The organism is Rhodospirillaceae bacterium (genome assembly GCA_040219235.1).
Taxonomy (GTDB): Bacteria; Pseudomonadota; Alphaproteobacteria; order Rhodospirillales; family Rhodospirillaceae; genus WLXB01.
Window position 1 is genome coordinate 914136 of sequence record JAVJSV010000011.1, and the last position, 20854, is coordinate 934989.

At 49.7% G+C, this 20854-nt stretch carries 23 protein-coding genes and 1 tRNA gene; 17 read left to right on the forward strand and 7 right to left on the reverse strand.

The window, feature by feature from the left end:
* Positions 1-75: 75 nt before the first annotated feature.
* The 12 genes from dcd (at position 76) to RIC29_08310 (ending at position 8386) form a co-directional block, all read left to right on the forward strand.
* Positions 76-630, forward strand: coding sequence for a dCTP deaminase (dcd, locus tag RIC29_08255; protein ID MEQ8734902.1), 555 nt, complete (start codon positions 76-78; stop codon positions 628-630).
* 68 nt (positions 631-698) lie between these two features.
* Entirely contained in the window at positions 699-1973 is a 1275-nt protein-coding gene (gene murA / locus RIC29_08260) for a UDP-N-acetylglucosamine 1-carboxyvinyltransferase (protein ID MEQ8734903.1), read from the forward strand.
* A gap of 108 nt (positions 1974-2081) precedes the next feature.
* Entirely contained in the window at positions 2082-2825 is a 744-nt protein-coding gene (locus RIC29_08265; GenBank protein ID MEQ8734904.1) for an NAD(P)H-dependent oxidoreductase, read from the forward strand.
* Between the two features lie 102 nt (positions 2826-2927).
* Complete coding sequence (gene hisG / locus RIC29_08270; protein MEQ8734905.1) at positions 2928-3593, forward strand: ATP phosphoribosyltransferase; 666 nt, start codon at positions 2928-2930, stop codon at positions 3591-3593.
* Complete coding sequence (gene hisD / locus RIC29_08275) at positions 3577-4872, forward strand: histidinol dehydrogenase (GenBank protein MEQ8734906.1); 1296 nt, start codon at positions 3577-3579, stop codon at positions 4870-4872. The genes hisG and hisD overlap by 17 nt, the downstream gene beginning before the upstream one ends.
* 12 nt (positions 4873-4884) lie before the next feature.
* Positions 4885-5412, forward strand: coding sequence for a UPF0262 family protein (locus tag RIC29_08280; protein MEQ8734907.1), 528 nt, complete (start codon positions 4885-4887; stop codon positions 5410-5412).
* 4 nt (positions 5413-5416) lie between these two features.
* On the forward strand, positions 5417-5860 hold the full coding sequence (locus RIC29_08285; protein ID MEQ8734908.1) for an arsenate reductase ArsC: 444 nt from the start codon (positions 5417-5419) through the stop codon (positions 5858-5860).
* A 127-nt stretch (positions 5861-5987) separates the two neighbouring features.
* Positions 5988-6206, forward strand: coding sequence for a translation initiation factor IF-1 (infA, locus tag RIC29_08290; protein ID MEQ8734909.1), 219 nt, complete (start codon positions 5988-5990; stop codon positions 6204-6206).
* 46 nt (positions 6207-6252) lie between these two features.
* On the forward strand, positions 6253-6834 hold the full coding sequence (locus RIC29_08295; GenBank protein ID MEQ8734910.1) for a Maf family protein: 582 nt from the start codon (positions 6253-6255) through the stop codon (positions 6832-6834).
* 16 nt (positions 6835-6850) lie between these two features.
* Positions 6851-7990, forward strand: coding sequence for a ribonuclease E/G (locus RIC29_08300; protein ID MEQ8734911.1), 1140 nt, complete (start codon positions 6851-6853; stop codon positions 7988-7990).
* A gap of 6 nt (positions 7991-7996) precedes the next feature.
* Positions 7997-8227 (forward strand): DNA gyrase inhibitor YacG, encoded by a 231-nt coding sequence (yacG, locus tag RIC29_08305; protein ID MEQ8734912.1) that lies wholly within the window; start codon positions 7997-7999, stop codon positions 8225-8227.
* An 83-nt stretch (positions 8228-8310) separates the two neighbouring features.
* Positions 8311-8386 (forward strand) — tRNA-Phe (locus tag RIC29_08310).
* Positions 8387-8494: 108 nt separating this feature from the next.
* Here RIC29_08310 and RIC29_08315 read toward each other — a convergent pair.
* Complete coding sequence (locus tag RIC29_08315; GenBank protein ID MEQ8734913.1) at positions 8495-9688, reverse strand: site-specific integrase; 1194 nt, start codon at positions 9686-9688, stop codon at positions 8495-8497.
* A gap of 12 nt (positions 9689-9700) precedes the next feature.
* Entirely contained in the window at positions 9701-10216 is a 516-nt protein-coding gene (locus RIC29_08320; protein ID MEQ8734914.1) for a hypothetical protein, read from the reverse strand.
* A gap of 156 nt (positions 10217-10372) precedes the next feature.
* Between RIC29_08320 and RIC29_08325 the strand changes: the two genes are divergently transcribed.
* Both RIC29_08325 and RIC29_08330 read left to right on the forward strand, forming a co-directional pair.
* On the forward strand, positions 10373-10636 hold the full coding sequence (locus tag RIC29_08325) for a helix-turn-helix domain-containing protein (GenBank protein MEQ8734915.1): 264 nt from the start codon (positions 10373-10375) through the stop codon (positions 10634-10636).
* A gap of 495 nt (positions 10637-11131) precedes the next feature.
* On the forward strand, positions 11132-12157 hold the full coding sequence (locus RIC29_08330) for a tyrosine-type recombinase/integrase (protein ID MEQ8734916.1): 1026 nt from the start codon (positions 11132-11134) through the stop codon (positions 12155-12157).
* A 321-nt stretch (positions 12158-12478) separates the two neighbouring features.
* Here the strand turns inward: RIC29_08330 and RIC29_08335 are convergent, their stop codons facing one another.
* On the reverse strand, positions 12479-14383 hold the full coding sequence (locus RIC29_08335) for an ATP-binding protein (protein MEQ8734917.1): 1905 nt from the start codon (positions 14381-14383) through the stop codon (positions 12479-12481).
* Positions 14368-15267: a phosphate/phosphite/phosphonate ABC transporter substrate-binding protein gene (locus RIC29_08340; GenBank protein ID MEQ8734918.1), complete on the reverse strand. Its 900-nt coding sequence runs from the start codon at positions 15265-15267 to the stop codon at positions 14368-14370. The genes RIC29_08335 and RIC29_08340 overlap by 16 nt, the downstream gene beginning before the upstream one ends.
* A gap of 155 nt (positions 15268-15422) precedes the next feature.
* Here RIC29_08340 and RIC29_08345 point away from each other — a divergent pair, with 155 nt between their 5' ends.
* Positions 15423-16664: a porin gene (locus RIC29_08345; GenBank protein MEQ8734919.1), complete on the forward strand. Its 1242-nt coding sequence runs from the start codon at positions 15423-15425 to the stop codon at positions 16662-16664.
* Positions 16665-16856: 192 nt separating this feature from the next.
* On the opposite strand, the gene RIC29_08350 is transcribed toward RIC29_08345, so the two are convergent.
* Together RIC29_08350 and RIC29_08355 are read right to left on the reverse strand one after the other, a co-directional pair.
* Positions 16857-17261: a response regulator gene (locus RIC29_08350; protein ID MEQ8734920.1), complete on the reverse strand. Its 405-nt coding sequence runs from the start codon at positions 17259-17261 to the stop codon at positions 16857-16859.
* A 2-nt stretch (positions 17262-17263) separates the two neighbouring features.
* The gene (locus tag RIC29_08355; GenBank protein MEQ8734921.1) at positions 17264-17695 is read right to left on the reverse strand and encodes a response regulator; all 432 of its coding nucleotides are present in this window, start codon (positions 17693-17695) and stop codon (positions 17264-17266) included.
* Positions 17696-17839: 144 nt separating this feature from the next.
* On the opposite strand from RIC29_08355, the gene RIC29_08360 reads away from it, so the two are divergent.
* Complete coding sequence (locus RIC29_08360) at positions 17840-18394, forward strand: heme NO-binding domain-containing protein (GenBank protein MEQ8734922.1); 555 nt, start codon at positions 17840-17842, stop codon at positions 18392-18394.
* Positions 18391-19713, forward strand: a complete 1323-nt coding sequence (locus RIC29_08365) for an ATP-binding protein (GenBank protein MEQ8734923.1) — start codon at positions 18391-18393, stop codon at positions 19711-19713. Before RIC29_08360 ends, RIC29_08365 begins: the two co-directional genes overlap by 4 nt.
* Here RIC29_08365 and RIC29_08370 read toward each other — a convergent pair.
* Positions 19710-20735: a response regulator gene (locus tag RIC29_08370; GenBank protein ID MEQ8734924.1), complete on the reverse strand. Its 1026-nt coding sequence runs from the start codon at positions 20733-20735 to the stop codon at positions 19710-19712. The two genes, RIC29_08365 and RIC29_08370, sit on opposite strands and share 4 nt — an antisense overlap.
* Between the last annotated feature and the right edge of the window lie 119 nt (positions 20736-20854).

The following is a 20854-nucleotide window of genomic DNA, read 5'->3' on the forward strand; positions in this document are numbered from 1 at the left end:
GAGGTTGAGGCTGGCTATCCCGTAGGCTACAAGATATGCCACTCATTAAGTAAAACTCCTGGGGGAAATTCTGTCATGTCCGTACTGCCTGACAGCTGGATCCGTGAAATGGCCACCGAGCGGCGCATGATTGAGCCGTTTACAGATCAGTTGAATCGTGAGGACGTTATTTCTTACGGACTGTCTTCTTATGGCTATGACGCCCGGGTGTCTGACGAATTTAAAATTTTCACCAATGTTGATAATGCTCTCGTAGATCCCAAAGATTTCTCGACACAGAGTTTTGTGGATCGCAAAACAGATGTGTGTGTCATTCCTCCAAACAGTTTTGCATTGGCGCGGACTGTCGAGATGTTTCGCATTCCACGTGACGTGCTGGTGATTTGTTTGGGTAAGTCCACCTACGCCCGCTGCGGGATTATCGTTAACGTGACTCCTTTGGAACCCGAGTGGGAGGGGCATGTCACGCTGGAGTTTTCCAACACGACCCCATTACCAGCCCGCATTTATGCCAATGAAGGGGCATGCCAGTTCATCTTTTTGAAAGCTGAAAAAGAATGCGATGTGTCCTACGCAGATCGCAAAGGCAAGTATCAGGGTCAGCAGGGCGTGACCCTGCCAAAACTATAAGCTGCATGATCGCATTTTGCCGCGGTTATGCCACACGGCTGACACTCACTGAGGCTAAGGTCTAGTTCATGGACGCTATTCGCATATACGGCGGTGTTCCGCTGAACGGGGAAATTGCCATCTCAGGAGCTAAAAACGCGGCGCTGCCTTTGATGGCGGCCTGTCTGCTGAGCGACGAGCCTCTGGTTCTATCGAATGTTCCAGCCTTGGCAGATATCAAGACCATGGCTGACCTGCTTAAGCAGCATGGTGCGTCGATTGAACGTGCGGATGATGATCATACTGTGACGTTGCATGTGTCATCAATTATCAGCACGGAAGCACCCTATGATCTTGTCCGTAAAATGAGAGCGTCGGTTTTGGTGTTAGGTCCGTTGGTGGCGCGTGAAGGGCGTGCGCGGGTGTCTTTGCCCGGGGGGTGCGCGATTGGCACGCGTCCTGTGGACTTGCATTTAAAAGCGTTAGAAGCGCTGGGTGCGAAAATTGAACTGACCGGCGGATATGTAGAAGCGCGCCTTCCGGCAGGTCAAAAACGACTGAAGGGGACAGGGTTTACGTTTCCTATGGTCACCGTTGGTGGCACAGAGAACATGCTTATGGCAGCGTGTTTGGCAGACGGTACGACCGTGATCGAAAACGCAGCCCGTGAGCCAGAAATCACAGACTTGGCAAAATGTCTGATCGCCATGGGCGCACGTATATCTGGCTTGGGGTCTGGCACTTTGACGGTTCAAGGTGTGGATCGCTTGCATGCGGCTGAGCACTCTGTTGTTCCAGACCGGATTGAGACCGGCACATATGCGCTTGCAGCCGCGATTACGCGGGGCCGTATCAAACTGACGAACACGCGGGCAGATATTTTAGATTCTGTACTGGAGACTATGCGCCAGACCGGTGTGGATGTTGTGGTCGAGGGGGATACAATTACAGTCACGGCGTCTGAGCATCTCAAAGGTGTGGATGTCATGACTGAGCCGTATCCAGGATTTCCCACAGATATGCAAGCGCAATGGATGGCGCTTATGACGACGGCCGACGGCGCTGCGATGGTGACAGAAACAATCTTTGAGAATCGTTTCATGCACGTGCCCGAATTGGGCCGGTTCGGTGCGGATGTAAATGTTCATGGCGCGTCAGCAATTGTGCGCGGTCGTGCTGATTTATCTGGTGCGCCCGTCATGGCGACGGACTTGCGCGCCTCTGTATCTCTGGTGCTGACAGGCTTGGCAGCTCAAGGAGAGACGATTGTGAATCGGGTCTATCATCTGGATCGTGGGTATGAGCGGCTTGAAGAAAAGCTCGCGGCCTGTGGTGCCCGGATTGAACGTATTCAAGGCGTCTAAGCGCGCTTTGCTTAATATCACCGCGTGATCGTGATCTGGATGCCCTTTCACTGTGAGGTTAAAGCGTTCAGGCTACTGTTAGAAACTGCTTAGCAACAGGAGCTTAAAATGCTGAATGCCCTGCAACGAAAATGGTGCGACGAGAAACCCGCAGACTACTCGGACCTCAAGGCGCTTTTTCTCAACTGCACCCTTAAGAAGTCTCCACAGTTGTCTCACACGGAGGGGCTTTTTGGGATCTCCAAGGCGATTTTTGAGTCGAATAACATCGCGATTGAAATCATCCGTCCTGTGGATCATGACATTGCAACCGGCATTTATCCAGACATGACAGAACATGGCTGGGATAAGGACGGCTGGCCAAGTTTGTATGAGAAAGTCAAAATGGCGGACATCCTCATTATTGGCTCCGCAATCTGGCTTGGTGAAAAAACGTCTGTCTGCACTCAGGTCATAGAGCGGCTCTACGCATCATCGGGTGACCTCAACGCACAGGGCCAGTATGCGTACTACGGTAAAGTTGGAGGCTGCTTGATTACCGGCAATGAGGATGGGGCCAAGCATTGTTCTATGAATATCCTCTACTCACTACAGCACCTAGGATACGCTATTCCACCTCAGGCAGACGCTGGGTGGCTGGGTGAGGCTGGGCCCGGCCCTTCTTATATGGATGACAGTTCTGGCGGGCCAGAGAATGACTTTACCAACCGCAATACGACGTTCATGACTTGGAATCTGATCCATTTTGCCCGCCTATTAAAGGATGCTGGTGGTGTCCCTGCTCACGGGAATCAAAGATCTTTATGGGATGCAGGTTGTCGCTTTGATTCCGATAATCCAGAGCATCGTTAGGCGCTCTAACGGCCTCAGACTCTAGCATACCCCTAGCCCTGGTGGGCCTCACATGCTAAACGCCGGTCATATTTGAAACGTAACTCGTTGGTAAAAGAAGCCATGGCGAAAGACCCGCTTATCATCGCCCTGCCGAAAGGCCGGATCATGCATGAGGCCAGACCCTTGTTAGATGCTGTCGGCATAAAGCCGGAAGCCGCATTCGATGACGATGAGTCGCGCCAATTGCAATTTGCCACAAGCCTGGAGCACGTTTCGATCATCAGGGTACGCTCTTTTGATGTTGCGACATTTGTCGCATTCGGTGCTGCGCAGTTGGGTATTGCCGGAAACGACGTGTTGATGGAGTTCGATTATCCAGAGATTTATGCCCCGATTGATCTTGGTATTGGGGGGTGTCGACTGTGCATTGCTCAGTCAGCAGAATTGGGTGACACCTTTGACGTTTCTCGTCTATCCCACGCCAGAATAGCGACCAAATATCCTGAAACGACAAGCCGTTATTTTGCGGCGCGAGGTATTCAGGCAGAATGCGTTAAGCTTAATGGCGCCATGGAACTTGCACCCAAGCTGGGTTTAACCCCGCGTATTGTCGATTTGGTCTCCACAGGTCGAACCCTGAAAGAGAACGGGCTGGTTGAGGTGGCAACCATTGCCAATGTCTCGTCACGACTGGTGGTTAATCGAACAGCGTTAAAAGTACGATCTGACGAAATCAATGATTGGATCGAAAAATTTCGGAGTGCGGTTGATGCCAAAGCGGCTTAACGCTTCTGATCAAGGATTTGAGCAAGCTTTTCAGGCTTTGCTCTCGACCAGCCGCGACGAGCAGGCGGACGTTGATGGTGTGGTCGCCGATATTTTAGCGGACGTAAAAACCCGCGGTGATGCCGCTGTACTTGACTATACGGCTCGATTTGATCGCCTCGATCTTGCCGCCGATCAATTGCGGTTTACAGCAGATGAGATATCTGACGCTGTATCTGCTTGTGAGCGCTCTCTTGTTACCACCATGAAAGAGGCGGCGCACCGTATCCGCGCATATCACGAACGCCAACTTCCTAAGGACTTGCGCTACGAGGCTAGTGAGGGCGTTTCTCTTGGATACCGCTGGACACCGGTGCAGGCTGCCGGCCTATATGTTCCTGGCGGCACGGCGCCGCTATTTTCATCGGTGCTCATGAATGCTGTTCCAGCGCGTGTCGCTGGTGTCGAGAGGCTGGTGGTCACACTGCCGACACCTGATGGTGTTGTTACGCCTACGATGCTGGCCGCGTGCAGTATTGCAGGAGTGACAGAGGTCTATCGTATAGGTGGAGCCCAGGCCATCGCGGCACTGGCGTACGGCACGAATACGATTCAACCCGTAGACGTTATTGTTGGTCCTGGAAACGCATATGTGGCTTCTGCCAAGAAGCAAGTGTTTGGTCATGTTGGGATAGACATGGTTGCGGGTCCCTCTGAGGTCACGGTTGTCGCAGATGGTCAAAACGACCCAGCGTGGATTGCGGCAGATCTCTTGGCGCAGGCTGAACATGACGCCTCCTCACAATCTATTTTGATAACAGATGATGAGGACTTTGCCACAGCGGTCGCGAATGAAGTTGAAGTGCAGTTGAAAGTGCTAGGGCGTCAAGCTATCGCCCGTGAGAGTTGGAACCGCCATGGCGCGATTATTGTGGTGGATGACTTGCATGATGCTCCGTCGTTAGTGGATCGCATTGCGCCTGAGCACCTGGAGCTCGCCGTCGAGGATCCTGAAAGTTTTTCCCAGGCCATTCGCCATGCGGGTGCTATTTTCTTAGGACGTCACACACCTGAGGCTGTGGGTGATTATATTGCTGGACCCAGTCATGTTTTGCCAACGTCGGGCACGGCACGGTTTTCATCCGGGCTCAGCGTCATGGATTTCTTGAAAAGAACCTCTCTGATTGGTTGCACACCTAATGGTTTGCGAGAAATTGGAAAGGGTGCGCTGGATATGGCGGAAGCTGAGAACTTATCTGCGCATGCGCGTTCGGTCTCTATTCGGCTGAATCTGGGGTAGGGAGGTATTGTGATGTCCGGGTCCAACGGCGACCAGGAAGGGGAAAGCCCTGGCTCTGCTGCCGCATCGCAGAACTCAATTCTTAAAATGACGCTGGACGAGAATTCGTTTTTACGAAGGCGCCCTGAGGTTGAACATGAACGCGCCGTTGCATTGTTTGATCTGCTTGAGTGCAATCAATTTGAACTGATTGGCGAAGACGCGTCACCTGGGCCCTATCATATCAATTTAGCGCTTGCAGAAGACCGTTTAGTATTCGCAGTTGCGACACCTGAAGAAAAGCAAATAAAAGATATTTCTCTGCCCGTCAGGTCTTTTCGTTCTCTGATCAAAGACTACTTTTTGATCTGCGAATCTTACTTTGACGCGATTAAAACAATGTCGCCTACTCAGATTGAGGCCATCGATATGGGTCGGCGTGCTTTACACAACGAAGGGGCGACAATGCTCCAGGACCGCTTGGGCGAGCAAGTGCGTCTTGACTATGCAACGTCCCGGCGTTTGTTCACGCTTCTCTGTGTTCTTCATATGAGAGGGTAAGTCGATGGATTATCTACCCTCATCTGTTCTGTTTTGCTGCACTTACAATGCCGTTAGATCCCCAATGGCAGAAGGCATAATGAAACGCTTTCATGGTGATCTGGTTTTTGTCGACTCCGTTGGCGTTCATGTAGGCGAGTTGGATCCTTTTGTGGTAGAGGTGATGCACGAAATCGGCGTGGATATGAGTAAACACCAGCCGAAGACGTTCGATCAACTCGCTGATGATTCGTTTGACTACGTGATCTCCCTTTCCCCTCACGCGCAGCATAAGGCTGTCGATCTGACACGCTTCATGGCCTGTGAGGTGCTATTCTGGAACACATATGACCCGACTCTTGCGGATGGAGCCCGCGAAAGCCGACTTACAGCATATCGAGCGGTGCGAGACCGCCTACAGCAACGGATTTTGGATATTTTCCCAAAGCTTGAGAGCGGGGCATTTTAGCAACATAATGGCCGAATCCGGCCTTTTTCAACGAAAACCCTTGACCGCAGCCCCTGTCTGTACTTTTTGTGCGGCTAAGACTGCAAGACCACACAGCGTGGTCCAAATACACATGTGATGAGGCTTGATGGCTAAAGAAGAAATGATGGAGTTTTCCGGAACGGTTTCGGAGATTCTTCCGAATGCAATGTTCCGCGTTAAATTGGACAATGACCACGAAATACTTGCGCACACGTCCGGTAAGATGCGTAAGAACCGTATTCGCGTCCTGGCGGGAGATAAGGTCAACGTTGAGATGACCCCATACGACTTGACCAAAGGACGTATTACTTTCCGCTTCAAGTGAGAGAGTTGGACGCCCACGCGTCTGACCTTTAAAGATACGCCTTATTATGGCGTTTATCCTCGCATCGGAATCACCTCGTCGTCTGGACCTTCTTCAACAGATAGGTCGGTCACCAAACCTCTTGCTTCCGGCAGATGTTGACGAGACACCTCATCCGAATGAAATCCCTCGTGACTTAGTTGTGCGCTTGGCCGCAGCCAAAGCGATGGCTGTTGCCGAAGATCATCCATGCGATGTTGTGCTTGGTGCTGATACTGTCGTTGCTTGTGGTCGTCGTATTTTACCAAAGCCGATGAGTGAGACCGAAGCCAAGCAGTTTTTAACGCTACTGTCTGGCCGCCGCCATCGTGTCTACGGTGGTATTTCCGTTGTTGGCAACGGTGTATCGCTCACGAAGTGTATTATGACCCAAGTCAGTTTTAAGCGGCTCTCAGACGTGGACGTCAACACATACTTGGCCTCCGAGGAATGGCGAGGCAAAGCTGGTGCTTATGCCATTCAGGGGCGAGCAGGTGCATTTGTTAAGCAGATTAATGGATCATATTCCAACATTGTTGGGCTTTGCTTACATGCGACGGAGACAATGCTGGGGCACCTTCTAGGGCCTGTTCCTAAACCCGAGGTCTGACGAAGTGCCAAAAGTAATGATTGATACAGTGCTGGTTGATCGTGGCCCTGGTGAGACTCGTGTTGCTGCTTTAGCGGGTGATCAAATCGTGGAGATTTATTACCACCGGCATAACCAACCCAATGCGGGTGCCTTGTACCGGGGGCGAGTCGGAAAGCCGCTTGCTGGCTCTGGTTCCGTTTTCGTTGATATAGGATTGTCTCGTCCGGCTTTAATGCGATGCGGCGGCACTCCGCCACCAGAAGGACAGAGTATTGATGTTCGCGTGGTCCAACCTCCCCGATATGACAAAGGAGCGAAGGTTTCTATTGCTGACGCAGATACCGTCGGTCAAATAATCTCTAGGCTGCAAAAAGAGCCCAACTCTCCAGTATGCTTATTGCCCTCAGAACACCCTGTCTCAACATGTCTGAATTTTTATGCAAAAAGCCTCAAGCGTGTATTGGTTTCCCCGAATGACTCTGGCGGAGAAATAGCCTCTCTTCTTAAAAACGCAGAAGGCATTATTTTTCAGTCTTGCTCTGAAGATCTTTTCGCAGACTATGGCGTGACGGATGCAATTGAAGCTGCCCTTGACTCTATCGCAGATATTAAAGGAGGAGGGCGGCTTCATATCGAGCCAACGGCGGCATTAATTGCAGTCGATGTTGACGCCGGGCCAATGACTCCTATGGCGGCGAATACGGCGGCGATTGATCAACTGGCGCACGAGTTGCGATTTAGAGCTCTCGCGGGCCCTGTCATAGTTGATCTCATTCCTGCCAAAGGGCGCTCAAAACTTGTTCAAAGAATGAAAGAAGCTGTTGCCTCTGACCCTGTCCCAACACGAATCTCAGGGCTTACCCCTGAAGGTCGTTTAGAACTCAACCGTCGGCGGACGCGCCCCTCGCTCTCAGAGACGCTCTTATCCCCTAAAGGTATTCAAAGTCATTCGGTTGAGGCCGTTGCCTATAAAGCGTTGCGACACTGTGTGCGAACAGGGTTAACGTCGGGTGCGGCGCGTGTTCAGTTGTCGGCGCATAGCACTATTATAGAGTTATTGCGAGGCGACCTGAGGCCGGCCCTGGACGAGGCCGAATTTAATCTAAAGAGCGCGGTGGTGTTGCAAGTGAAGACCTCTGTCCCTATGACGTATATTGATGTTGTGGCAGCTTGATTCGATATGACCAATACTTCAAAATACAAAGCATCTAGTGATCGGCCTGATGGGGTGAGAGTGACTGCAGCGAAATGTGTTCGGTGCAAAGCTCCGGTGACACCGCGGCTCCGCCCCTTTTGCTCTCAGAGGTGCTCAGACATTGATTTGGCGGGGTGGTTGACCGGCCAATATCGCATCCCGACGGAAGAACAGGTGGAGAGCGGCGATCTAAACGTAGAGTTAGATGAAGATTAAGTGGTGCCGCGCCTATGCGCTAAGCTAGACAGAGCCGTAAATCTCTTTTATAAGGCCGCCTTCTTCTCGCCCGCTCCGGGTATGCCCAGGTAGCTCAGTTGGTAGAGCAGCGGACTGAAAATCCGCGTGTCGGTGGTTCGAATCCGCCCCTGGGCACCACTAATCCTAGAGTTTTTCTGGTTAGCGTTGAGGCCTTTTAGGGTGCCTGTGTAATTCCTGTGTAATTGCTACAGAATATTTGTCAGCCTCCGATGCTGAACGGTTACTTCAGGCTAGTCCCTTGCCTTCTTTAAAGCGGGCATCCAATTTTTCCATGGCTGCTGCAATATGCTCACCGGATTGGTGAGAATATCGTTCCACCATGGCCATGGTTTTATGGCCGCTGATGCGTTTGACGGTCGGTAGGTCCACACCAGCTTGAACCAGATGGGTGATGGCTGTATGGCGCAGAGTGTGCCGGACAACCTGTACGGGATCGAGACCAGCGCGAATTACACTTCGCACGAACGCTTTACGGACATCCGTGGTATGCCCTGATTTGGCGGCGACCGAAGGGAAGAGCCAGGGCGTCCCTTTTGGCAGAGTGTCCATATAATTTTCTAAATATTCAGCTAGGTCTTGGGTGATGGGTTGAGTGCGGGCACCCGCTTTCGCTTTTGGTAAGTAGATCGTATTGGTGTTGAGATCGACGTTTTCCCGCGTGATGGAAAGAATTTCCGACTTGCGCATGGCCGTGCGGAGGCCAATTAAGATGAACGGATATATCTGAATATTTTGATCAGCTTTAGCCGCATCCAAAAGCTGTGCGCTTTGTAAAGATGTTAAGTAAGTGATGCGACCAGACCCTTCTTTCAATTTCGTGATTTTTGCTGGCCGACGATCAATCCATTCCCATTCTATTGCTTTATTGAAGAGATGGGAGAAGGCGGCCAATTCCCTATTAATGGTGGCGGGTGTTGTGGTCGTCGGTTCTTCCCCCACCTTTAAGTTACGTGGTGACTGCACAACTTCCGACAACCGTTTTTTCTTGTAGCGCTCTATATCAAAGGTTGAAATTTGAGTAAGGGGCCGATCACCAAAGAAGGGGGCGACATGGTGGGTGAGGCGATAGCGCTTAGCTTTTATATCTTTGCCACCTTCTTCTTCAAGGCGGGTTAAATACAGTTCAACCGCTTTCTTGATGGAGAGCGGTACTTTCCGGTTCTTGGGAAGTTTGAGGCGGCCTTCGCGCGCATCTTGACGTGCCTTGGAGATGAAATCCTCAGCAGTTGTTCTTGTGACACCGTCAGACTCTTTGCCGATGCTGCGATGTATACGCTGCCCATCTACCATGACGTTGACGAGGAATAGGCCATCCCCAGTTGCGAGGCGCTCGAAGACAATACCGTGCTCTTGTATCCGTTCGCCTTTAGGTAATTTACGGGTGGCGGGCCGGGTGAGTTTGGTGAATGTTTTGGCCATGGTCGCGTTCTCCTAGAAGGGGATTTCTTTTTCCTTTTCCCAAGAAGGTAACTCTGAAGCAGGTAGTGAGCCGTCCGCGACGGCTATAATTGTGTCCCAATGTTCTCTCAGTTTCTCCCAGTTCAAATTTCGTGCTTCCGTTGTCCAGGTCCAAGTAAAGTTCTCATAGTTTCCCACCCACAGCGCACCATTGGTGCGTACCAATTTCCAGATAAGCTGCTCCTCGTAAGTAAGGAGTTCTGGGTAATTGAGGGCTAATTTCGCTACGCGATCCGCTTCATCTACGTCCCAAAGGTTTCTCGAGCGCTCGGCGTCCATCAAAGACGTGTCGCCATTCCTGTCTTCTTCAAGAATGACTTTTGAAAGGCTCTCTTCAACGGCCCATTCGATAAAACCGCTCAAAGGCCGACGCTGTTTTCTGGCTCCAAGATCGGCCAAGTATTTGAGTTTGGGGTCCAGGCGCACGGTCACGGCACCGGCCTTTTGCGGCGAGTCTTGTGTAAGTTTCCCTGATGCTTTTCGCGCCATATTTTACTATTCCCTTCAAAACCGCGTGTCGGAATCACTATAATGTTCCAGAATATTATAGATGCATGTAGCATCTATTTGCAACTATGTTTTCTTGGTTTATAAGGGTTTATCGAAATTGTTCTCCTTATGTCCAATAGCCGAAAAGGCCTAGAAATGAGTGAAATTGAGAAAATTAAGGTGACTATCTTTCCGGATGGCCGCCTAGATTCCTGTAATGCGGCCCTTTACCTGGGGCTGAGCCCAAAAACCCTAGCCATGATGCGCTCCGCTGGAAATGGTCCAAAATTCGTCAAACGAGGACGTATTTTCTATTTCCTGGAAGACCTGCAGGCCTGGATGGAAGATCAGCCTCGGGTCCGCAGCACTGGCGAGGCCCGTGCCCTCAGCGAAATGAAACGGCCCGCAAACGATCGATAGGGTTCCACCCACATGGCACGCCGCCAGGTAAATCCCAATAGGGTCAAGATACACCGCACCTATTCGGTTGAAGAAGTTGCGACCCTTCTTGAGGTCCATGAGCACACAGTGCGAAATTGGCAGAAGAGTGGATTGGTTCCTATCGATGATCAGCGTCCAACCCTGTTCAAGGGATCGCAACTAAAAGCCTATCTCCAGAACAAGCGTAAATCTAAGCAACAGCCATGTACGTCACATGAGATGTATTGCCTTAAGTGCCGGGCGCCACGACGGCCGGCTGGTGATGTCGTTGATTATCTACCAATAACAGGAACTTCTGGGAACTTAAGGGGACTCTGTCCTGAGTGTGAAACCCTTATGCACCGGCGAACCAGCCAGACGAAATTAGAGGTTTTGGAGCAGGTCTTTGACATCGCCTATCCGCAAGATGCTGAGAGATTAAGTGAGCGCGGCAAAGCCAGCCTGAATTGTGACTCCACGTAGGGAGGGATGAATATGTCAAAAACCAACGCTATGAACGAACGTACCAAGCGCCAGTATTTCACTTACCTCAAGGAGGCTGGGCGCATGAGTGAGGCTTCGATTGATGTCGTCGCATTGGCCTTAGATCGTTTTGAAACTTTCACCAGTTTCAAAGACTTTAAGACCTTCAACATTCAGCAGGCCGTTGGGTTCAAGAGACATATTGAAAACCAATCAGGTGTTCGATCGGGTAAGAAATTAAGCAAGTCGACACTCAAATCCAACTTGGCGGCCCTAAAGCGCTTCTTTCATTGGCTTGCTGGGCAGCCAGGATTCAAGTCCCGGTTTACCTACTCAGATGCCGAGTATTTCAATATTTCCCTAAAGGATGGTCGGGTCGCAACGGCACGGCGAACCAAATCGTGCCCGACGCTGGACCAAGTTCGGCGTGTGTTGGCTCAGATGCCAGCAGGCACCGATATTGAAAAGCGGGACCGAGCCTTGGTCGCTTTTATTACTTTGACGGGTGCGCGGGATGGAGCGGTGGTCTCGTTCAAACTCAAGCATGTCGATCCCCTCGAAGGACTCGTCTGGCAGGATGGCCGGGACGTGGCGACCAAGAACAGCAAGACATTCGACACTTACTTCTTTCCCGTTGGCGAGGACATTCGCGAGATTTTTACGAATTGGATTGATCACCTCAAAACTACATTGTTGTGGGGGTACGATGATCCCTTATTTCCGGCAACTGACGTTGGCGCTGGAAATGATGGCGGTTTCCGAGCGTTAGGCCTTAAGCGCAAGTGCTGGAGCACTGCAGAGCCAATTCGGCGCATCTTCAAGGCCGCTTTTGAAGGTGCTGGGCTACCCTATTATCGGCCTCACAGTTTTCGGCACATGCTGGTGCGTTTTGGTGAGCAGGCTTGTAAGACACCAGAAGAGTTTAAGGCCTGGAGCCAGAATTTGGGTCATGAGCATGTGCTCACAACTTTCATAAGCTATGGCAACGTGCCCACACACCGTCAGGGTGAGGTGATTAAGGGGCTGCAAACCCAATGAATAGACCAATCCACCTGCCTGACTACACAGGAACTACACAGTATCGAGAGTTTGGCGGTATTCGGGCACGTAATAATGGCAGAAATCTGATCTATAAGGGCCACGTAAGATCAAAAGACACGCGGATTTCAAATCCGCATTTCGGCTTCCCGGATTATCCCAAGCATCTGCTCAACTGTTTAGCATTTCCAGCTTATCTTTGTCCTTCTCCGAGGTTAGGCCATTTATATTGTCCTTCGTCATCTCATCAACCCTTCTGTTCCAATCATTTAGATGACGGGCACAGATCACGCGGATGACGAGCAAAAAAAGCGTATATAATTATTTCGGAAGACAAACTCTAAATGTGGTGCCAATTCCTATCTGAGATGACACCGTTAAGTCTCCACCATGGTTCTTTTCAATAATACTTTGACAGATAGCAAGCCCTTGCCCTGTGCCGCTGCCCGGTGCTTTTGTTGTGAAAAATAAATCAAAGACTTTGTTGAGCAAATGTTCGGGAATACCTGGGCCATTATCTTCAATTCTAATCTCAACACCTGCCGCTGTTCGTTCGGCGAATATCTTAATCTTACCCATAGAAATCTGAGATGTTTCTGTAATCGCCTGAGCAGCATTAACAACAAGATTGATTAAGACCTGACTGAGCTTCCCCGGAAAGCAGCGCACAGCAGATAGGTCTCCTTTGAAACTACATTCTACGGTTGCGGTTGAATGCCACTGATTGCGTGAGACCGTTAAAGCGTTATCAATGATTTTTGTGAGGTCCTCTTCAGTTGGGTGCTCAGATTCAGGGTGACTATAGGTGCGAACAGCCTCAACGATCGTAGCTATTCTATCTACGCCCCCGAGAGCCTCCGCAATGGCACCAGGCAATTCTTCCGAGAGAAAGTCCCAGTCAAGCTCATCCAAATCTTTGGTCAACTTTTCCGGCGACAACACCGAGTGGCTCGTGATCGAAGACATAAATGCTGTGAGACTCATAAATGCTCCGCGCAGGAACCTTAGATTGTCTCCGACAAACTGTACCGGCGTGTTGATTTCATGGGCAATGCCGCCGGCAATTGTACCAAGAGCTTCCATTTTGTTGGACTGCATGAGTTCTAATTCTAGTTTCTGATTGCGTGCGAGGGCCTCAAATAGATCAGTTATGTCGTTGTCTACTATGACGACCCCGCCATCGGACATGCGGCGCTGGCTAGTCATTATTTGTCGACCGTCTTTCAACTTGGTCTGCCACTGTTGATGCTTATCTATGTCGAAATGTTTTTCAAGGCGCTCCCGGATTAAAATCGGCTTAAACGACTCTGTCTCGTCATCTTGCAACGAGAGCATCTTTGACAAAACAGGCTCGAGTTTAGTTTCGTTCTGTTTGATCAGGTCTGAACCGCCATAAAGCTCTGAATAACCGTTATTCATGAAGCTTACTTCGGCGTCGGGCGTAACTATTAAAACACCCTGCGGCATGCTGTTTAGCGCATCCCTTAGCACTGTCTCTGCGTAGTCTTGTCCCTCCTCCGCAACACGTTTTGCTTCGAGGGCCTGTGTTGCAAAAGCGGCAAGGGAACGAGACATCTGGTTGAAGCTTGAAGCGGTCTGAGCAATTTCATCTCGTCCTTTCACTTCTACTTGATAGCCAAAGTCCCCAGATGCGACCCGAGAGGCAGCACGTCGTATCAGCGCCAATTGCTTCGTCAGAAAGTTGCCGAGCACGAGTCCGAACACAGCAACAAGAAGTATTTCGGTACTGGCGATCATGAACATCCATCTCTGGGCATCTGCATATATGGCTTTGGCCTGGTTGGTCGCCAAGCCAATCTCTACTACCCCGAATAATGTCTCTGCAGCTTTGATGGGATAAGCAACGTCTAGTCGGTCATCATCTTTTGTCGATTTTAAGTCTTGATCAGCCAAGAAATGTGCGGCTAGTGCTTTGTCGTCGCCGGATTCCGACAAAACTAGCCCGCTTGCATCTCTAACTCTCACGTAGACGATACCGTCGTTACTTAGAGTCTGTTGCACCAAGCTATCTAAGGTCGCGAGGTCTAAGGAAAGTACAGCGTCACTGATCATTGTCGCGAACAACTGAGCCGTGACCTGTCCTCGCTTTAGAAGTTCAGTCTCTGTTGAGTTGCGCAGATAAAACAAGCCGCTAATGATCAAGCCAGCAAGCAAAATCACTTCAATAGCCGCTATGCCAAGGATGGTTTTTAATCTGAAGGACATGTTGAGCTGTCCTGTAAGACAATGTCAGTGTCATCAGCTTTAAGATTGAGAGCGCGAACATCATCCCAATCGCTGTTAGTCGCAACTTCAATGCCTTCCATCCCGAGTGCTGCTAATAAACCAGCATGACTCTGATCAAGATTTTGCATCGCTGCACTAACGGCGGCCACGATTCTTGGAGGTACATCTTGGCGCGCCGCAAAGGCGTGCGGCGTGTATCCAGAAGTGACATACATGACCTTTAATTTGTCTCGTATTTCACTAGTAATAGTATTGAAGGTTCTCTTTACGCCACCGCCCGCCGGAATTAACCCAGAGCTGACAGCTCGATAGACTGAGTCGTGCGACTTGACATAGCGGGCCTTAAAAGAAACGCCTGTTCGGCGCAATTCCGCCCTAGGTATGACGCTTGCACCAAATGCCGCAGGTGAAGGAAAGGCAACCGTCAAGTTTTCCAGATCTTCTAAATCACTGAGTTCACTATCAGCACGAACCACGAGAAGTCCTTGGAGAAGTTTGTTCTTCTGCTTAGCAAATCCAGAGTACCCCGCCGAGTCATGAAACACCGTGTAGTGATATGGGTTCATGTAAGCGAAAGCGTATGTTTGTCTGGATAAGCAACTTTCAAATGTAGGTATGTCTTTGGTAGTGGAAAAAGAAAGGCGCACGCCTGTGTCTGCTTCAATCGCCTGGAGCAAAGGCACCCATATTTCCGCGAGTCGGCTTGCCGATTGCTGGGGGACAATCCCGAAGCTGTAGATCGTATCTTCATCAGCAAACGCAGCAGAACATCCACCACTCATAGCAACAATCAAAATATACCTTTCCAAACTTTGGATTGATCTTTTTGCCAACGCTCTAAATCTGAAAGTTCGTAACTTCATCGCTCGACTCCTCACTCTTTTGGAACGTGATGAGAAATGTGCAGAAAATAGAAAGAGCTCAATACCCTCATATGGGGATATGGCCGCGATACATTATGGGTGAGGTTCCTCAGGAATAAAGACACGTCATTTATTGCTGCAGTTAGGAGGAACGCATGAACGTATATACCAGAATGAAAGCCCATAATCAGTTCTCACAGAAGCTCCGAATTCTGGCTTCCACGGCATTTGGGTTAACAAGCCTTTTTTTGGGGGCGAATTCTACTTGGGCAGCCGAAACAGCAGCCCAACAGCTTGACCTAAAACCACTGCCACATATTACAAGTGCAGATGGGAGCAGTAGCTTTGAGGTCGTCGGCTTTTTGCAAGCAGATGCTGTAGCAAATGACTTGAATGCTCTAGATGATGGTGCCGTTCTCCGCCGAGTTAGGCTTGGTGTTAAAGGCAAGATCGATTCTGATTGGACTTACGACATCAAGCTTGATGCCGGGCGCGGCATGACTGAACTCTATGATGCCAGCATTGGCTATCGTTTTAGGTCTAAATCGTCTGCTCAAGTAGGGCAATTCAAAGAACCGATCGGCTTGGAATGGTCGACCGGAGCGCCATGGTGGACATTTTTAGACCGCGGATTGGTGTCGACGCTCACTCCTAAGCGGGCGGTAGGTGCCATGCTATCATCCGGCGGACAGAATTGGGGCCTCTCAGGTGGATGGTTTGGCGATGCTGCTAGAATGAAAGGCACGTCTGCTATTGATCGCGCCATTACTGGCCGTTTCCATGTCGTGCCAATGAAAACAGAGGATATTGTTCTGCATATTGGGTTAGGCGCTAGTTTTCGTACCCCCGACGACGTGGAGGGGATACGCTATAAAACCAAGCATGAGACCTCGCTGAGCGCTATACCTATACTCGATACCGGAAGGATTGAGGCTGCGAAGAGGTCGTCCGTTGTTAATCTTGAGGCATTGCTGAATTATCGATCTGTGTCGTTGCAAATGGAGTATGCTAAAACACGTGTATTGCGCTCGGAGGCGCTGCCGAATGCGCACTTTGACGCATTTTATGTCCAGGGATCTTGGTTTATGACAGGAGAGAACAGGCCCTATAATGCGTCCAAAGGCGGGATGGCACGTGTTAAGCCCCTTGAACCACTATCAAAGCACAGTAATGGCGGCGGCGCTTTAGAAATCGCTTTCCGCTATGATTTCGCTGATCTCACAGATTCCAACATTCTTGGTGGCGAGATGGATCGCTATACACTTGGGCTCAATTGGTACCTGAATGGCAACACTCGCATTTCTGCCAATTACATTACAGCGTACATCGACCGCCCAATGTCTTACCTAGACGGTACGATCAATGCGCTTGCCGGTAGGTTCCAAATAGCCTTCTGATAATTTGGCTGAAGTATGCGCTCTGAGCCTAATTTCTTATACTAAATGGCATTTCACGTGAGTTGAAGGAGTTAAGGCGGTGGCTTTACTAATCAACAGGTCATCGATTCAAAAAAGAATGAAGCCCGCGACGATCTTTCCCATTGAAACTCACGATACATAATCGGCCAGGGAGATCAATTTTTGAGAGACTTAACTTACTTCTTGAGGATGGATCATGTGGACATATTCAAGAAACTCTAATGCGCTAAAGGGCTTAAAGATGACTGCTAGCACGCCTATATTATCGACGGCGCGCTGTATTTCAGAGATATCTGGATAGCCAGTAAACAGAATGCGATGAATATCGGGGTAATTGCCCTTTGCTTTTTCGAGCAGCTCCACACCGTCCATGTTTGGCATGCGTAAATCTGTCGCAAGTATAGACACGTTTGTAACGTCTTTTAAAAGCATCAGGGCGGATTCACCACTTACGGCCGGTAAAACGTTGATCCAGCCCGATAGTCGTCGCTGAATGCTTAGAACGAGCTCTTTGTCGTCATCTACAAGGACCAGATTGGGGCGTTCCGCCACTTCTATTCTATCATGGTCTCGCATACTCATAGGTTCCATATTGCGTCAGCGATTGCTGATGTTTGCGCGGGGCGTTCGCCCAGCGCGTATTGGAGAATGAGTGAAGGGTTGACAGGCTTCAATAACAAGGCTGTTAATTCGATACTATCAATCGACCTCATTATATCGACAAAATCGATGTGCCCCGTAAAGAGTATTCGAGGTTTTTTAGGAAAACGTTCCTGTACGTATTTGAGTAATTCAATACCATCTCTACCGGGCATTCTTAGATCTGTTGCGACAGCCCCGATGTTGCTATTCGTCTGTAAGAGCTTGAATGCCTCTTCCGCAGAACATGTCGGTATAACGCCAACATGCCGTATTAGACGGCGAGTGAGGCCCATGACGAAAGACTCATCGTCGTCAACAACCAAAATGCTTTTTGTCAATTTCTGACTGGTATGCGTTTTATGCAGCACGATGTTTCTCCCAAATTATACTCAATGGACATTTGGCAGAAATAGAGTCGCATTCACCCCCCTATTTGGGGGTAACTTGATCCGTATTGGTCGTCTAAATTTATTGCTGAAACAATAACGTGGAAGCCGTAGGTGGAGGTGAGTATGAAAGGCATTGTATTTCGTGAGTTCTTGGACATGGTTGAGGGTGAGTACTCTGCTGATCTTGTCGACGATATAATTGATGAATCAGACTTACCCTCAGGCGGAGCCTACACTGCGGTCGGCACCTATGACCATGCGGAAATGGGAAAGCTTGTAATTGCCCTTAGCAAACGTACCGGTGCTAACGTTCCTGATTTACTCAAAGCTTATGGTCGGCATTTGTTTTCGAGATTTTTTGCCGGATACCCACAATTTTTTGACGGGATCCATGAGAGCTTTGGTTTTCTGAGTACCATCGAAGCATTCATTCATGTAGAAGTTAAAAAACTATACCCTGATGCAGAGTTGCCCTCGTTTGAGACGCTCGAAGTATCTCCGGACTATATGCGTATGATTTATAGATCACCGCGCTGTTTAGGGGATTTTGCAGAGGGACTGATGGAGGGTTGCTTTGAGCATTACAAGGATAGTGTAATCATAAAGCGTCAGGATGAGCATGACGGCCGTATTGTGAAGTTCGAGCTTCAGAAGACCCGTCATGAGTCGTCGCCATGACGTCGCCAGACCCTGAACGCCTAATAAAACGCCTTGAGCGCGAAAGGCGTGCGAGGCTTGAAGCTGAGAGGCTTCTCGAGGAAAAAAGTTTATCGCTCTATCTCGCCAATCAAGAAATGGAAGCAGCACACAGGTCTCAAAAACTTATTGCGGAAGAATTGAATGCTATTCTCGAGAATATACCGCGAGGCATAATATTAACAGATGCCGAAGGCACTATTCTTACGGTTAATCGACATGCAGAAAAACTGTTTGATGTTCCGGCTGATCAAGCGGCAGGCATTAACCTCAAGTCTTACCTCTCGCTTGATGAACTCGCTGCCCTGACACTTTCCAACCCCGTGGTCGACGCCGGGGATTTAAGAGTGACTGGAATACGGGCTGATAAATCCACGTTTCCCGTTGAGCTCGCGTTTACGACCGTCGGTGAAGAGCCCGACATACGCGTTCTATGGATGGTGAGAGATATTGCTTTGCGGCTAGCAGCTGAGGCGGAGCAGCGACAACTCGAACAAGACCTAAAGCAAGCACAGAAACTCGAATCCCTCGGTACTCTCGCAGGCGGGATCGCGCATGAACTCAATACGCCAATTCAGTTCGTCACCGATAACATGAATTTTCTATCCGAGGCACTGGCTGATTTGTTGAGTGCGATTGATGAATTTGAGAAGCCACAAGATCTGAACAGCAGAGATAACATTAGGAAAAAATTTGATATCGACTACCTCGCAGAGGAAACTCCGCAGGCGATATCGCAATCTCTTGATGGCCTAAGAAGGATCGCCGACATTGTGCTCGCGGTTAAGAAATTTTCGTACCCGACCTCTTCAGGTAAGAGTGAAAATGACCTTAATGATATTATTCGCACCACGGTGACAGTTTCCAAGAATCAATGGAAGTATGTTGCTGGTCTCGACTTAGATCTCGATGAGGACCTTCCGCTGATGTCGAGTAATGCCGGTGAACTCAATCAGGTTTTCCTCAATCTGATTGTCAATGCTGCTCATGCCATCGAAGACAAAGTCGATAAGACAGTGCCAGGTAAAATAAGTATTCAGACCAAAAGCAGTGGTTCGTCGATTGAATGCCGAGTCTCTGACAATGGGGCTGGTATGATCAAAGATGTTGTTGAAAAGATTTTCGACCCATTCTTTACAACAAAAGATCCTGGTAGAGGTACGGGGCAAGGCCTTTCCATAGTGCATTCTATTGTGACCCTATCGCATGGGGGTGACATCACTGTAGAGTCTGAAGTCGGGCAGGGAACGACTTTCGTTATAAATTTTCCGGTCCGCAATGCAGGGGCCACGTTAACTTAGTCGTTTTGATAAATACCCGGAGACGTCATCACGAGTTTAACAAGCTCAGCTTGGCGGTTAGTGCCCGTCTTCAAGAAAATCTGTTTTAGATATGACCTAGCAGTTGTAACAGTTACACTACATTTGGTCGCAGCGCTATCGATTGAATGGCCTTGTGCCAGAACGCTCACAAGGCGCGCTTCTGCAGGCGTAAGGCCCAGGTGCTGCTCAAGTACTTGTGGTGCAGGCGGCGGACGTCGCTCTGGGTCACTGACAAATATGGCTGCTAACGGAGGAATACCGTGAGGTCCACTATTCTCCTTACGCCTTGAATGCACAGGGCGAACCACAGTTGCCAAAGGTCGTCGGGCAGATGGTCTCGTTAGCGATAATGCGGGAGTATCTGTTGACTCTTGACCATCGCACACGGCTCGAATCAAACCGTGGAGAAGTTGTGTTTCTTCGACAACCGATGCACGGCAAACTTCGCCAGCGCTGAGAGTCAAGCCATCTTGCTCTGATAGCAATACTCCACCCATACTATTGGAGAAGCGAACACGGGCTTGACGGTCAGCGACGATGACACCGACAGCCAAGTGATCAAGTGCGGCCAAGCCAACATCACCAATATCGTTCGAATCTGCCTCTTTTTCTTCTGGGTTGGCGTTGTTCCCCCTATCCGCTAGAGCTTGTTCTATACCTTCAGAAATCAAGTTCGCATCAGCGGGCTTCGTATAGAAACGGAAGACGGCGACGTCGTTTATCGCTTTCATAGCTGTCTGTAGGTCGGCAGTTCCAGTGAGCATAATATAATGAGTCTGAGGGGAAACCTGCTTCATTTTCTTGATCATTTCCAAACCAGACATCTCTGGCATCGCCATATCCGCAATGACAACGGCGACATCCTGGTCCTGCACCAATTTGAGCGCCGCCTTTGGGCTGTCGAGAAAACTCAGCGCCCACGACGGGGCGGCTCCATGGAAACGCCGCTTTAGCGCGTCCAGTACAGACCGTTCGTCATCAACAAATAGGATATGAGGCATTGAATCTTCACAGTGGCTTGTTCTCATAGCTGAGTATACCACGGTTACCCCCAATTGGGGGTAACCCAAAACTCTAAAATCTAAGAAAATATGTTGGATCGAAAGCGGAGGTGATGCAG

Coding starts and splice junctions, on each gene's coding strand:
- dcd (MEQ8734902.1), top strand. CDS start 76: ATGTCCGTACTGCCTGACAGCTGGATCCGTGAAATGGCCACCGAGCGG.
- murA (MEQ8734903.1), top strand. CDS start 699: ATGGACGCTATTCGCATATACGGCGGTGTTCCGCTGAACGGGGAAATT.
- RIC29_08265 (MEQ8734904.1), top strand. CDS start 2,082: ATGCTGAATGCCCTGCAACGAAAATGGTGCGACGAGAAACCCGCAGAC.
- hisG (MEQ8734905.1), top strand. CDS start 2,928: ATGGCGAAAGACCCGCTTATCATCGCCCTGCCGAAAGGCCGGATCATG.
- hisD (MEQ8734906.1), top strand. CDS start 3,577: ATGCCAAAGCGGCTTAACGCTTCTGATCAAGGATTTGAGCAAGCTTTT.
- RIC29_08280 (MEQ8734907.1), top strand. CDS start 4,885: ATGTCCGGGTCCAACGGCGACCAGGAAGGGGAAAGCCCTGGCTCTGCT.
- RIC29_08285 (MEQ8734908.1), top strand. CDS start 5,417: ATGGATTATCTACCCTCATCTGTTCTGTTTTGCTGCACTTACAATGCC.
- infA (MEQ8734909.1), top strand. CDS start 5,988: ATGGCTAAAGAAGAAATGATGGAGTTTTCCGGAACGGTTTCGGAGATT.
- RIC29_08295 (MEQ8734910.1), top strand. CDS start 6,253: ATGGCGTTTATCCTCGCATCGGAATCACCTCGTCGTCTGGACCTTCTT.
- RIC29_08300 (MEQ8734911.1), top strand. CDS start 6,851: ATGATTGATACAGTGCTGGTTGATCGTGGCCCTGGTGAGACTCGTGTT.
- yacG (MEQ8734912.1), top strand. CDS start 7,997: ATGACCAATACTTCAAAATACAAAGCATCTAGTGATCGGCCTGATGGG.
- RIC29_08315 (MEQ8734913.1), bottom strand. CDS start 9,688: ATGGCCAAAACATTCACCAAACTCACCCGGCCCGCCACCCGTAAATTA.
- RIC29_08320 (MEQ8734914.1), bottom strand. CDS start 10,216: ATGGCGCGAAAAGCATCAGGGAAACTTACACAAGACTCGCCGCAAAAG.
- RIC29_08325 (MEQ8734915.1), top strand. CDS start 10,373: ATGAGTGAAATTGAGAAAATTAAGGTGACTATCTTTCCGGATGGCCGC.
- RIC29_08330 (MEQ8734916.1), top strand. CDS start 11,132: ATGTCAAAAACCAACGCTATGAACGAACGTACCAAGCGCCAGTATTTC.
- RIC29_08335 (MEQ8734917.1), bottom strand. CDS start 14,383: ATGTCCTTCAGATTAAAAACCATCCTTGGCATAGCGGCTATTGAAGTG.
- RIC29_08340 (MEQ8734918.1), bottom strand. CDS start 15,267: ATGAAGTTACGAACTTTCAGATTTAGAGCGTTGGCAAAAAGATCAATC.
- RIC29_08345 (MEQ8734919.1), top strand. CDS start 15,423: ATGAACGTATATACCAGAATGAAAGCCCATAATCAGTTCTCACAGAAG.
- RIC29_08350 (MEQ8734920.1), bottom strand. CDS start 17,261: ATGCGAGACCATGATAGAATAGAAGTGGCGGAACGCCCCAATCTGGTC.
- RIC29_08360 (MEQ8734922.1), top strand. CDS start 17,840: ATGAAAGGCATTGTATTTCGTGAGTTCTTGGACATGGTTGAGGGTGAG.
- RIC29_08365 (MEQ8734923.1), top strand. CDS start 18,391: ATGACGTCGCCAGACCCTGAACGCCTAATAAAACGCCTTGAGCGCGAA.
- RIC29_08370 (MEQ8734924.1), bottom strand. CDS start 20,735: ATGCCTCATATCCTATTTGTTGATGACGAACGGTCTGTACTGGACGCG.